This is a genomic window from Nocardioides panacisoli (assembly GCF_039537325.1).
Taxonomy (GTDB): domain Bacteria; phylum Actinomycetota; class Actinomycetes; order Propionibacteriales; family Nocardioidaceae; genus Nocardioides; species Nocardioides panacisoli.
Map to the genome: position 1 here is coordinate 59841 of NZ_BAABAH010000006.1, position 12036 is coordinate 71876.

The following is a 12036-nucleotide window of genomic DNA, read 5'->3' on the forward strand; positions in this document are numbered from 1 at the left end:
CCCATGCCTGTTCTCGCACCCGTGTCGGTCCGCTCGGTCGAGCGACCGTCCCCGTCCTTCGTGCGGATCGAGCTCGGCGGGCCGGCGCTCGCCGACTTCGGCGTCGACGGACCGACCTACGACCAGCGCTTCAAGCTGCTGCTGCCCGGGCCGGCCGGGCTGCCCACGCTGCCCGAGGAGGGGTGGTGGGCAGCGCTCCAGGCCCTACCGGAGGGGGAGCGGTGCGTCGTCCGGACCTACACGATCCGCGAGGTGCGCGGCCGTGACGCCGGCACCCGGATCGTCGTCGACCTGGTGCTCCACCCGGGTGCCCACGGGCCGGGCTCGGCATGGGCCGCGGCGGCGGCGGTCGGCGACGAGGTGATGGTCTGCGTGCCCCGGCGCGGCGAGCCGTTCGGGGGCATCGAGTGGGACCCCGGGCACACCGACCGCCTGCTGGTCGTCGGCGACGAGACCGCTGTCCCCGCCGTCGCGTCGATCCTGGGATCGCTGCCGGGCGACGCCGGCGGCGCGGTCTTCCTCGAGGTGCCGGAGGACGCCGATGTGCAGGAGCTCGCCGGACCGGCAGGCGTGGTGGTCACCTGGCTGCCGCGCTCCGGGGCTCCGGTCGGGTCGCGCGCGGTCGCGGCCGTCGCGGACCACCTCGGCTTCCGGTCGGCGCCCTCCGCGAGCAGCGAGGTCGACCCAGACCTGTGGGAGACGCCGACGTACTCCTCCTCCGGGGAGCCGCTCGGCGCGACGGTCGCACCCACCGACGACCGCTATGCGTGGATCGCGGGCGAGGCCGGGATGGTGACCACCTTGCGACGACACCTCGTCGGCGAGCTCCGGCTGCCCCGCCACCAGGTCGCCTTCATGGGCTACTGGCGCACGGGCGTCGCCATGCGCGGCTGATCCCGGTCAGGCGCCGGGGTTGGCCTGGTGGGTGTCGCCGCTGTCCTGGCCGAAGTCCACGGTGCGCCGGGTGTTGGCGAGCGCCGTGACCGTGGCGGAGCCGAGCGGCCCGGCGCGGTCGAAGACCTCGGCGGTGCCGACCGCGATCCCGTCGCGCGAGACGTGGTCGAGCGCGCGGAGCCCGATCTCCTGGCCGACCGGCCGCCGGACCAGCGCCAGGCTGTAGTCGGTGTTGATGAACTCGACGCCGCCGCTGCCCCAGTTGGTCACCATGCTCGTCGTGTCGCCGATCGAGGCGACGGCCTGGAAGGGCGTCGGCGTCTCCCCCGCGACCATCGGCACGCCGGTGTGCCAGACCGCGTGCCGGCCGTCGTTCTGGTGGTCGCCGAAGTTGTCCGACCACGGCGCCGCGCTGGCGAAGAACGGGACCCGCGGCTCGTCGGACTCCGGTACGACCGAGGCCGGCGGCACCTCCGCCCGGGCGTCGCTCGACCACACCCGGCCGGGCGGCTCCTCGGTCGGCAGCAGGAACGAGGTCGTCGCCCTCGCGACGGGTCGGTCCTCCTGGAGCACCATCGTGTCCACGAGCGCGAGCCGCGGGCTGATCCGCACCACGGCTGCCGTCGTGGTGGTCGGCAGCATCCGTGCCGGCCGGAAGAGGTCCACGTGGAACCGCGCCGGCACCAGGTCCGACCGGCCCTCCGCCAGGACGGTCTCCTCGGCGGCGCGCGCGAGCAGGCCGCCGATCGCCACGCCGTGCAGCTGGCCGCCGCCCCACATGCTCTGGGCCATCGGCGTGGGCTCGAACCCGTCGCCGGCGCGACGGAAGAACGCAAAGGAGTGGTCAGTCACCGGAGCATCCTGTCGAAAAACGCCGAGTCGGCAGAAACTTGGTCCACGTTCCTGCCGACTCGGCGATGGTGCGGGTCTCAGGCGTCGTCGAGCGCCTTGGTGACGCGACGGTGGGCCTCCCAGATCTCCTCGGGGAGACCGTCGAACTGGGCGAGGTGCTTCTCGCGGTGGCCCATCTCCTGCTGCCAGCGCTCGACGTCGATCGTGAGGACGGTGTCGAGGTCGGCGAGGGTCTGCTCGTCGCAGCCCTCGAGGTTGAGCTCCTCCTTGGTCGGGATCACGCCGACCGGGGTGCGCGTGCCCTCGACCTCACCGTTCTTGTACTGCATCAGCCACACGAGCGGGCGGAGGTTCTCGCGGTAGCCCGGCCACAGGAAGCGACCGTCGTCGCCACGCTGGAACCAGTTCACGTGCGCGAAGACCGGCTTCTCCTCGGCGGCGCCGATCACCTTGAGCCAGTGGGCGGCGTAGTCGGCCTCGGCGTAGGACATGAACGGCCGCATCGACATCGGGTCGTAGCGGAGCACGCCCTCGAGACCGTCGGCCGCGGCGGTCGCCTCGGCGCCCAGGGTGAGGCCGTCGTAGACGCCCTCGGCGATGTCGTCGATCGCGCGGATCAGCGGCTCCCGGTCGCGCGTGCGGCCGCCGAAGATGATGCCGTGGATCTCCACGCCGGCGGGGTCCTCGAAGTCCTTGGCCACGTTCGGGACGTTCTCGAGGGTGGTCGTGAACCGGCTGTTGGGGTGGGCCCAAGGAAGGTCGGCGTCGTCGTCGCTCCGGTCGGCGATCGGCTCACCCTTCCAGTCGAGCCAGCCGTCCAGGTCGGTCGGCTTCGGGCCCTTGCCCTCCCACCAGACCTCCTCGGTCTTCTCGTTGTAGGCCACGTTGGTGAAGATCGCGCCGGTGCCCGGCACGATCGACTCGACCGCGGTGGGGTTGGTCTTCTCGTTGGTGTCCTTGGCGACACCGAAGACACCGTTCTCCGGGTTCATCCCGTAGAGCTTGCCGTCGTCGCCGACCCACAGCCACGCGATGTCGTCACCGTAGAACTCGACGTAGTAGCGGTCGCCCAGGGCGTCGGGCGCCAGCGTCATCGCGAGGTTGGTCTTGCCCGAGGCGCTGGGGAAGCCGCCGCAGATGTTGTACTTCCTGCCGGTCTCCTTGTCGGTGATGCCGAGCAGCATGAACTGCTCCACGAGGAAGCCGTTCTTCCAGCCGTCGTAGGAGCCCTGGCGCAGACCGTGGGCGATCTTGCCGAGCAGCGCGTTGCCGCCGTAGGACGAGCCGAAGTGCAGGATCGTGCGCTCGTCGGCGACGGTCACGAAGTAGCGCTTGTCGTCGGGCGTGCCCTGGCCGAGGTTCTCGAGGTCACCGGTGACGTGGACGGCCTTGACGAAGTTGTCGCCGAGGTCGTTGATGTACTCGACGCCGACCCGGGACATGCGGATCATCTGGAGCACGACGCTGCGGTTGTCCGTCAGCTCGACACCCGCGGCGAACTTCTCCAGCGGGGAGCCCTTCGGCGCCATCAGGTAGGGGATGACGTACATGGTCTTGCCCTCGGAGGCGCCGGTCATCAGCTCGATGAGCTTCGGCTTCATCTCCGCGGCGGGCTTCCAGTTGTTGTAGACGCCCTTGTCGCGCTCGTCGCTCGTCGCGACGATCGTGCGCTCCTCGGCGCGCGCGGTGTCCTTGTAGTAGGACCGCGAGTAGTAGCGGCCCTCACCCGCGGGAAGGAGCTCGCCCGCGTCGAGTGCCTCCTGGATCAGGCGCGCGTCGTCGGCAGCGCTCACCACCTCTACGCGCTCGGCACCGGTCACCCCCGCCCAGTGCGCGACGTACTCCCGGACGTGGGGGTTGGACAACCCCGCGTCGTCCAGAACCCGCTCCAGATCCACCATGCCAGCCAGCCTTTCGGTCCTCTTCAGGGGTGGGGGCAAGGTACCTCACGGTGAAGTCCCGGCTGCCGGATGGCGGCCAATGCCCGCTCCGCGGACGCCGTCGTCCTCGAAGCCACCATGACACCGATCGGTGGGTCATCGCACATCGGGGTGCACCTCTGTGCGGTATTGCACAGATTGGATCGTTCGAAGCGGTTGGACCCTGATTACATGGGGAGATGGCACGCCGACTCCTGGCCTTCGCGAGCTGTCTCGCGGCCGCCGGCGTACTGGCCACCGGGGCATCCCGGCCGCCGGCGACGAGGACGACCAGGCGTTCGGCAGTGCCGGACGGGACCAGATGACCGGCGGTGGCGGCGACGACCGCCTCGCCGGCGGGAGCGGTGAGGACGTCGGGATCGGCGGCCCCGGGCACGACGTGCTCGGCGGCATCGAGCACGCTCGCCCGTGACCGGCGACTTCGACGAAATCCCGGCGGCGCACGCGACCCACTGCTCTCATAGGCGCATGCACCGGATCCTCACCGCGGCGGCCCTGACCGCCCTTGCTCCCCTCGCCGTGCTCGCGACCTCGACCCCCGCCACCGCGGGCAGCGGCTTCAGCTGCCACGGCCAGGCAGCGACGATCGTCGACATCAGCGGTGCCGACGTCGTCGGCACCGACGGCGACGACGTCATCGTCGCCGCCGGCGACGTGCACGCAGGGGCCGGCAACGACACCGTCTGCAGCCAGCGCAACAACGCGACGGTCTACGGCGAGGACGGCGACGACACGCTCGTGCTGCAGCTGCCCGGCACCGCCTCGGGCGACGAGGGCGACGACCTGGTCCTCGGCAGTGACGACGACGACACCATCGACGGCGGCGCCGGCGACGACGAGCTGCGCGGCGGCGCGGGATCGGACGAGGAGCTCGGCGGACCGGACAAGGACCTGCTCTACGGCGCCGGCGGCGTCGACGTGCTGCACGCCGGCGGCGGGAACGACCGCGCCTACGGCGGCAACGACGACGACCTCGTCGACGGGGGCAAGGGCAACGACCTCGGCCGCGGCGGCAGGGGCCACGACAAGCTGGTGCACATCGAGCGCGGGCACGCCTAGCCCGCGACGTACTCCTCGAGCCACGCCGGGAAGTCCGCGAGCGTGTCGAGCACGACGTCGGTGCCGGCGTCGAGCAGCTCCTCGCGGGTGCAGCCCCCGGTGAGCACCGAGACGCTCAGGGCACCGGCGGCGACCGCGCCCTCCACGTCGTGGACGTGGTCGCCGACGTAGACGCTCGCGCCCTCGCGGCGCAGCACGTCGGCCTTGCCGATGCCCCAGACCTTGCCCTCGAGGTGGTCGACGTCGAGCCCGATGTGGTCGACGTGGAGCTGGGCGTTGGGCGTGTACTTGCCGGTGACCACGATGACCCGCCCACCGTGGCGCCGTACGGCGGCGATCGCCTCGTGCGCGCCCGCGAGGGCGGCGACGCTCTCGATGGCGTGGTCGGGGTAGAGCGCGCGGAACCGGTCGATCGCAGGCTGGATCGCGTCCTCGGCCAGGTGCGGCCGGAGCAGCAGGTCCAGCGGCGGCCCGAGGGCACGCGTCATCTCGTCGACCGGGAAGTCGACGCCGACCTCGCGGCCCAGCGCGTGCAGCACCTCGCGGAACCCCGGCACCGTGTCGATGAGCGTCATGTCGAGGTCGAAGCCGACCACGAGCGGCCGGCGCTCCGTGCCGGGCGCCGTCTCCATGCGCCGGATGCTATGCGGCCCGGTGCCACCAGTGGTGATGGGTGTCGTGCTCCTGCTCGTCGGCCGGGGATTCGTCGGTCGTCGCCTGGTCGGCTTCGTCGTGGTGACCGTGCAGGTGCAGCACGTCTGCCATCACGAGGGTGCCGAGGGCGAGGACCGCAAGGATCGCGACGGCCATGACGATGAACCAGATCATGTAGCCGGTGTAGGACATCTGCGCCTCCTTCCGTCCCTGTCGACGATAGGTCGTGCACGACGAGGGCAACAGCCGTCCTTCGGCCCTGGTCCGACGGGACCTTCGGCCCGCAGGGAGAAGTCGTCAGTGCGCGCCGTTGAGGTTGAGCAGCACGACGCCGGCGACGATCATGCCGATCGCCGCGACCTTGGACCAGTCCCACGACTCGCCCAGCCACAGCACGCCGATCACCGCAACCGCGGCGGTCCCGAGGCCCGACCAGACGGCGTACGTGGTCGACACCGGCAGCTGCCGGACGACCACCGCGAGCAGCCAGATCGACACGGCGTAGCCGCCGACGACCAGCGCGCTCCACCCCGGGTCCCGGAAGCCGTTCGCGCGCGGGAGGGTGGAGGTGGCGGCCACCTCGGTGGCAATCGCACCCAGGAGGAGGGCGAGGGCGCCGTACATGGAAGGAGTCCTTGGCTGGTCGGGTTGTCTGTAGCGGTTGCTACACCATCAGCGTAGCACCCGCTACACTCACCTCCCAAGCGAAGAGGAGGGGACGGTATGGCGAAGGACCAGCGGCGACGTGAGGAGTGGACCGGGGCCGCGACCGACTACGCCCTGGAGCACGGCCTGATCGGGCTCAGCCTGCGACCGCTCGCCGCCGCGCTCGGCACCAGCGACCGGATGCTGCTCTACCACTTCGGGTCCAAGGACCACCTGGTCGCCGACGTGCTCCGCGAGTCCAACGACCGCGCCATCGAGGCGCTCGCCGTGCTGCCGGCCTCGGCCGGCCCGCGGCGCGCGGTCGGGGACCTCTGGGACGCGGTGCGCGCTCCGCAGGTCCTCCCCTGCACGCGGCTGTACGTCGAGGCTGCGGCCCTCGGCCTGCTGGGGCGCGAGCCCTACGCCTCCGTCGTCCGCCAGGCCAACGCCCGATGGGTGGCGGCGCTCAAGGACCACCTGGTCCGCTCGGGTGTCGACGTCCGCCGGGCCGGCCGCGCCGTCAACCTCGTCGACGCGGCCTTCCTCGGATTCCAGCTCGATGCGCCCCTCGACGTCGACGAGCGCGCCCGCCGGCGGGTGGTCGCCGACCTCGCTCGCGCGGTGGAGGCGCTCATCTGAGCACCGCGCGACGGAGCACCACGAACCGCAGCAGCGTGGCGGCGGCGTTGGCCACCACGAGCACCGAGATCTCGGCGAACCTGCTCGACTGCGGACTGCTCCCGTGCAGCAGGGCCAGGGAGCCGCTGGTCAGCGCCAGCCCGGCCGCGAAGGCACCCAGGCCGGCGACGTGGTCGCGGATCGCGCCGGCCCGGGTGGTCACGCCGAAGGTGAACCTCCGGTTGGCCGCGGTGTTGCCGACCGCGGTGACCAGCAGCGCGACCAGGTTGGCCGCCTGGGCACCGAGGGTGCCCCGGGCCAGCAGGTAGAGGAGCAGGTAGAGGGCCGTGCTCAGCACACCGACCGCCGCGAACCGGGCCAGCTGGGTCGCCAGGGCCGGCCGCGAGGGCGCCGCGGCCGGCCGTCTCAGGCCGGAGAGGTCGACGTCGCCGCGCACCAGCCGCGCCGCGACCCGCGCCATGCCGCGCAGGTCGTCGCGCGCCGTACGCCAGACGTCGACGCGGGAGTCCGGGTCGTCGACCCAGTCGACCGGCACCTCGTGGATCCGCAGGCCGGCCTCCTCCGCGAGCAGCAGCAGCTCGGTGTCGAAGAACCACCCGTCGTCCTCGACCAGCGGCACCAACCGCTCGGCGACATCGCGTCGCAACGCCTTGAACCCGCACTGCGCGTCGGTGAACCGCGCGGCGAGGAAGCCGCGCAGCAGCAGGTTGTAGCCGCGCGAGATCAGCTCCCGCTTGGGCCCGCGGACGACCCGGCTGCCGGTCGACAGCCGGGTGCCGATGCTGATGTCGGAGTGGCCGGACAGCAGCGGCGCGACCAGCGGCAGCACCGCGTTGAGGTCCGTCGAGAGGTCGACGTCCATGTAGCCCACGACCCGCGCCGACGACAGCTCCCAGGCCGCACGCAGCGCGCGGCCGCGCCCCTTGCGGTCCAGCCGGACCGCCCGCACCCGCGGCAGCTCGGCCGCCACCGCCTGCGCCACCTCCCAGGTGCCGTCGGTGCTGGCGTTGTCGACGATCGTCACGACATAGGCGTACGGCTGCTGCGTCGCGAGGTGCTCATCGAGGTGACGTACCGCATGCTCGAGGACGTGCGCCTCGTTGTGGACCGGGACCACCAGGTCCAGGTCGACGGTCGCCGGGGCCAGCTCGCCCGGCACGCGGAGCAGCTCACCCGTCGCCGTCACGAGCTCACCGTCGATCCGCCGGACGACGACACCGGGCTGGTGAGGTCGTAGACCGTGACGCCGTCCACTGTGGTGCTCGAGAAGTTGGCGCTGACCCAGTCCTCGATCTGCGACGCGGTCGACGTGCTGCCGCTCTGGCCGCCCATCGCGCCCATGCCGCCGCCGGCGACGTAGTAGTGGATCTCGCCCTGGTCGACGTACTCCTGGAACTGCGCGAGGGTCGGGCTCGGCGACGTGCCGTTGAACCCGCCGATCGGCATCACCGGGTCGCCGGTCGCGAGCTGGTAGCTCGCCGCGCCCTGCGCCCCGCCCGTCGCTGCGACCCAGGTGTAGCTGTCCGCGTCGTCGGAGAGCAGCGCGACCAGCTGGTCGCTGACCTGGGCCCCGTCGAGCAGGCCGCCGGCTGCGCCGCCCGGCATCGCGCCCGGGGTTCCCTGCGTCGGGGGCGCCCCGGTCATGCCCCCCGGTGGCGGACCACCGGGGAACGCGCCGCCTCCCGGCCCGCCCCCGGCACCCGGCCAGCCGTGGCCGCCGGGACCGCTCATCGAGCCCTGGTAGGGACCGGCGGTGACGATCGATCCGGTGTGCGCGGTGGTGACGGTCTGGACGGAGTACGCCGCCGGGCCGATCCCGAGCGAGAGCACGGCCCCGAGCAGCGCGGCAGCTGCCAGCCGGCGCGAGAGCCGGTCGGCCGCGACGATCGCGGAGGCGGACAGCACGCCGAGCACGAGGACGACCCAGCGCAGCGCGAGGTAGGGCTGCTGGCCCGACTGGCCGAGGAGGTACGCCGCCCAGCCGGCGCTGAAGGCGACGGTGGTGCCGAGCACCAGGCGTGCTGCCAGGGCGCGCCGGTGCCGCCAGACCTCGGCGCCGCCGACGACCGCGGTCGCAGCGATCCACGGGGCGAGCGCGACCGTGTAGTAGTCGTGGTAGATCCCGGCCATGAACGAGAACACGAGGCCGGTGACGACCATCGAGCCACCGGTCAGCAGCAGGAGCGCGCGCGTCCGGTCGGTGCGCGGCGCCCTCCCGCGCATCACCACGCCCGCGACGAGCAGCGCGAGCGCGGCCGGCAGCAGCCAGGTGACCATCCCGCCGGACACGCCCTGGAAGAGGCGGAGGATTCCCGCAGCGCTGCCGAAGCCCGCATTGCCGTGGCCGCCGGCCTCGTCGCCTGTCAGCCGGCCCAGCCCGTTGTAGCCCCAGATCAGCTCGAGGACCGAGTTGTCCTGGGACCCGTCGACGTAGGGACGCCACGACTCGGGCACCAGCTCCACGATCGCGACCCACCAGCCCGCGCTCGCGAGCATCGCGCCGAAGGCGGCGATCAGGTGCAGCAGCCGGCGACGGACCGTCGTCGGCGCGGCCAGGAGGTAGACGAGCACGAACGCGGGCAGCACCAGGAACGCCTGGAGCATCTTGGTCAGGAACGCGAACCCGACGAGCACGCCGGCGAGCACCAGCCAGCGGCCACGGGCCGCCTCGGTCGCACGCATCGTGGCGTAGCCGGCGGCGACCAGCAGCAGGACGAGCAGCGCGTCGGGGTTGTCGAACCGGAACATCAGCGCGGCGACCGGCGTGGTCGCGGTGGCGGCTCCGGCGACGATGCCGGCCCAGTGGCCCGCGGTTCGCCGTACGGTCGCGTGGACCAGCGCCACCGTGGCGACGCCCATCAGGGCCTCGGGGACGAGGATGCTCCAGGAGCTGAGCCCGAACACCCGGACGCTGAGGCCCATCGCCCAGAGTGCTGCCGGGGGCTTGTCGACGGTGATCGAGCTGCCGATGTCGAGGGAGCCGAAGAAGAACGCCTTCCAGCTCTCCGAGCCGGCCTGCGCGGCCGCGGCGTAGAAGGAGTTGGCGTAGCCCGACTCCGACAGGGTCCAGAGGTAGGCCACCGCTGTCACGGCGAGGAGCGCCGCCAGCGAGGCCCGGCGGGTGCGGGCGCTCGGCCGGTCCGGCTCCGGAGCGGCCGGTCCGGGCGGCGGCGTGGTGCGTGCAAGTACGTCGTCGAGAGCAGTCATGCCGTCGAAGGTGACCGTCCGCGCTGTGCGGCCCGTACGACGTACCTGTGCGCCGGCTGGGAGGCGCGGCAAAGTCGGAAAGAGGCGCGCGGTCCCGCGACGGCGGGCCTAGCCTGCCGGAATGGGCCGGCGCTCGTTGGTGCTCGGGGTGTCGCTGGGCGCCGTGCTGCTCGCAACGAGCCTCGCCGGCGCCCCGGGGTCCGCGCGAGCCCCCGGCGGTCCGCCGACCGCCGCTCGCGCGGCAGCCAGGACGCCGGCGCTCCGGACCAGGCATCCGTTGGTCTACCTGGACGCGGACAACCTCGCGCGACTGCAGAGCCTGCTGGCTTCCGGTGACCCTGCGGCCGTCCGCTTCCGGCACCTGGTCGACGGCGCGGTCGGCGGGGACGACGTCTACGAGTACCGGGCCTGGTACTCCGCGCTGATGGGCGCACTGACAGGCAGGAGGAGCTACTGCACGGACGCGGTCGGTCGCGTCCAGCGCCTGGTCGGGAAGGAGGAGCGCCGCATCGCCGCCGGCAAGGTCCCGCTCATCGCCGGGGACAGCTATCTCGAGGTCGGGCCCCGGGTCGCCGAGATCGCGCTGACGATCGACTGGTGCCACGGCGCGGTGACCACGGCCCGGCGCACCGACTGGATCGCGTTCGCCGACCAGGCCGTGTGGAACGTGTGGCACCACAACCACGCGCGGTGGGGCGACCACGTCGTGAAGTGGACCGGCTGGTCGGTCGACAACCCCTCGGACAACTACTACTACTCGTTCCTCGAGGCGACCGAGCTCCTGGGCCTGGCGACCCTCGGGGAGAACCCGATGGCGCAGCAGTGGCTCGACAAGTTCACGAGCAAGATCCACGACCAGCTCGTTCCCACGTTCGACGCGCAGCTGCACGGCGGCGGCTCCCGCGAGGGCACCGGCTACGGCAACGCGATGCGCACCCTGTGGTGGCTCTACGACGTGTGGCAGGCCAGCACGGGCGAGTCGATCGCCGACCTCACCACCCACGCGCGCCTGTCGATGGCCTACCTGATGCACGCGACGCTCCCGACGCTGGACCGCATCGCTCCGATCGGCGACCAGTCGCGCGACAGCACGGCGGCACTGTTCGACTACCACCGGGAGTACGGCCTCGCGCTCGCCCAGCTGTTCCCCGACGACCCGCTCACCGAGAACCTGCGGTCCTGGCTCGCCACCAACTCGGTGCCGCGGATGACGCAGCCCTTCGAGTACGTCTGGGACCTGCTCTACGGCGGCGGACCGGTCACGGTGGCGCCACCGCAGCCTCTGCGGACGACGTACTTCGCCGACGGCACCGGACACCTCTTCGCGCGGTCGGGGTGGACGACGGACGCGACCTGGCTGCAGTTCTCGATGGGGGCGCACACCGAGTCGCACGCGCACCAGGACCAGCTGTCGTTCATGCTCTTCGACGACGGCTGGCTGGCCTACGACCCCGGCGTGGAGTCTGCCAGCGGGCTGAAGCAGGACACCGACGCGCACAACCTGGTCGAGATCACCGAGGGCGGTGACGAGCTCCAGCAGTACGACGGCAGCACCGACGTCGAGGCCTTCGCCGACAACGACACGTTCACCTACGCCGCCGCAGACGCGACCGGCCTGTACGCCGATCCCTACGGCAACCAGCCGGCGGACCTGGTGCAGCGCGAGATCGTCTACCTCAAGCCCGGCGTGCTCGTGGTCCACGACCGGGTCCACGCGGAGGCCGGGACCGCCTACCACTGGCTGCTGAGCTCGCCGTTCGAGCCCACGGTCGCCGGGAGCACGGCGAGCTTCGACGGCGGCCGGCTCGTCGACCGGGCGATCGAGCCCGGCGGGGCCGTGGCGTCGGTGACCGACCTGACCACCGTCGGCGAGGACTACGCCGGCGGCTACCGGCTCGCCTGGACGGTGCCCGGCGGCGACCAGGTGGACTTCTTGCACGTGCTGTCCGTCGACGGCGCCGTCACCTCCGCGGTCGCCGACCCGCAGGGCAGCCAGGACGGGGTGACCATCGGCCTCGCGTCGGGGGTCACGGCGACGGTCCGGTTCGAGCGGGACGACGTCGGCGGCACGCTGGCCCTCAGCGACGGCTCGTACGACGCGCCGCTGCCCACGGGCGTGCAGCAGCTGCCGCTGTTCGCGCCCTGA

General features: G+C 72.2%; 12 protein-coding genes. 5 read left to right on the plus strand and 7 right to left on the minus strand.

All coding sequences use genetic code 11. The features are described from left to right. The first annotated feature begins 3 nt into the window (after nucleotides 1-3). Nucleotides 4-894, plus strand: coding sequence for a siderophore-interacting protein (locus ABD709_RS10340; protein WP_344775013.1), 891 nt, complete (start codon nucleotides 4-6; stop codon nucleotides 892-894). Nucleotides 895-900: 6 nt separating this feature from the next. On the opposite strand, the gene ABD709_RS10345 is transcribed toward ABD709_RS10340, so the two are convergent. Continuing rightward, the gene (locus tag ABD709_RS10345; RefSeq protein ID WP_344775015.1) at nucleotides 901-1746 is read right to left on the minus strand and encodes an acyl-CoA thioesterase domain-containing protein; all 846 of its coding nucleotides are present in this window, start codon (nucleotides 1744-1746) and stop codon (nucleotides 901-903) included. Between the two features lie 77 nt (nucleotides 1747-1823). Further along, nucleotides 1824-3647 (minus strand): phosphoenolpyruvate carboxykinase (GTP), encoded by a 1824-nt coding sequence (locus ABD709_RS10350; RefSeq protein ID WP_344775017.1) that lies wholly within the window; start codon nucleotides 3645-3647, stop codon nucleotides 1824-1826. Nucleotides 3648-3807: 160 nt separating this feature from the next. Here ABD709_RS10350 and ABD709_RS10355 point away from each other — a divergent pair, with 160 nt between their 5' ends. Together ABD709_RS10355 and ABD709_RS10360 are read left to right on the plus strand one after the other, a co-directional pair. Then, entirely contained in the window at nucleotides 3808-4098 is a 291-nt protein-coding gene (locus tag ABD709_RS10355) for a calcium-binding protein (RefSeq protein ID WP_344775019.1), read from the plus strand. Between the two features lie 56 nt (nucleotides 4099-4154). Beyond that, the gene (locus ABD709_RS10360; protein WP_344775021.1) at nucleotides 4155-4745 is read left to right on the plus strand and encodes a calcium-binding protein; all 591 of its coding nucleotides are present in this window, start codon (nucleotides 4155-4157) and stop codon (nucleotides 4743-4745) included. Here the strand turns inward: ABD709_RS10360 and ABD709_RS10365 are convergent. From ABD709_RS10365 to ABD709_RS10375, 3 genes are all read right to left on the minus strand, one after another. Continuing rightward, complete coding sequence (locus tag ABD709_RS10365) at nucleotides 4742-5377, minus strand: HAD family hydrolase (protein ID WP_344775023.1); 636 nt, start codon at nucleotides 5375-5377, stop codon at nucleotides 4742-4744. The two genes, ABD709_RS10360 and ABD709_RS10365, sit on opposite strands and share 4 nt — an antisense overlap. A 10-nt stretch (nucleotides 5378-5387) precedes the next feature. Further along, nucleotides 5388-5591: a hypothetical protein gene (locus ABD709_RS10370; RefSeq protein ID WP_344775024.1), complete on the minus strand. Its 204-nt coding sequence runs from the start codon at nucleotides 5589-5591 to the stop codon at nucleotides 5388-5390. A gap of 105 nt (nucleotides 5592-5696) precedes the next feature. Beyond that, a complete protein-coding gene (locus tag ABD709_RS10375; RefSeq protein ID WP_344775025.1) occupies nucleotides 5697-6023 on the minus strand; it encodes a DMT family transporter in 327 nt (108 codons plus the stop codon). A 99-nt stretch (nucleotides 6024-6122) separates the two neighbouring features. Here ABD709_RS10375 and ABD709_RS10380 point away from each other — a divergent pair, with 99 nt between their 5' ends. Further along, complete coding sequence (locus ABD709_RS10380; RefSeq protein WP_344775026.1) at nucleotides 6123-6683, plus strand: TetR family transcriptional regulator; 561 nt, start codon at nucleotides 6123-6125, stop codon at nucleotides 6681-6683. On the opposite strand, the gene ABD709_RS10385 is transcribed toward ABD709_RS10380, so the two are convergent. Together ABD709_RS10385 and ABD709_RS10390 are read right to left on the minus strand one after the other, a co-directional pair. After that, nucleotides 6676-7869 carry a glycosyltransferase gene (locus tag ABD709_RS10385; protein WP_344775028.1) on the minus strand — a complete coding sequence of 398 codons (1194 nt, stop codon included), beginning with the start codon at nucleotides 7867-7869 and terminating at the stop codon, nucleotides 6676-6678. The two genes, ABD709_RS10380 and ABD709_RS10385, sit on opposite strands and share 8 nt — an antisense overlap. After that, nucleotides 7866-9890, minus strand: a complete 2025-nt coding sequence (locus ABD709_RS10390) for an ArnT family glycosyltransferase (protein WP_344775030.1) — start codon at nucleotides 9888-9890, stop codon at nucleotides 7866-7868. Before ABD709_RS10390 ends, ABD709_RS10385 begins: the two co-directional genes overlap by 4 nt. 121 nt (nucleotides 9891-10011) lie before the next feature. Here ABD709_RS10390 and ABD709_RS10395 point away from each other — a divergent pair, with 121 nt between their 5' ends. After that, nucleotides 10012-12036 carry a heparinase II/III domain-containing protein gene (locus ABD709_RS10395; RefSeq protein WP_344775032.1) on the plus strand — a complete coding sequence of 675 codons (2025 nt, stop codon included), beginning with the start codon at nucleotides 10012-10014 and terminating at the stop codon, nucleotides 12034-12036.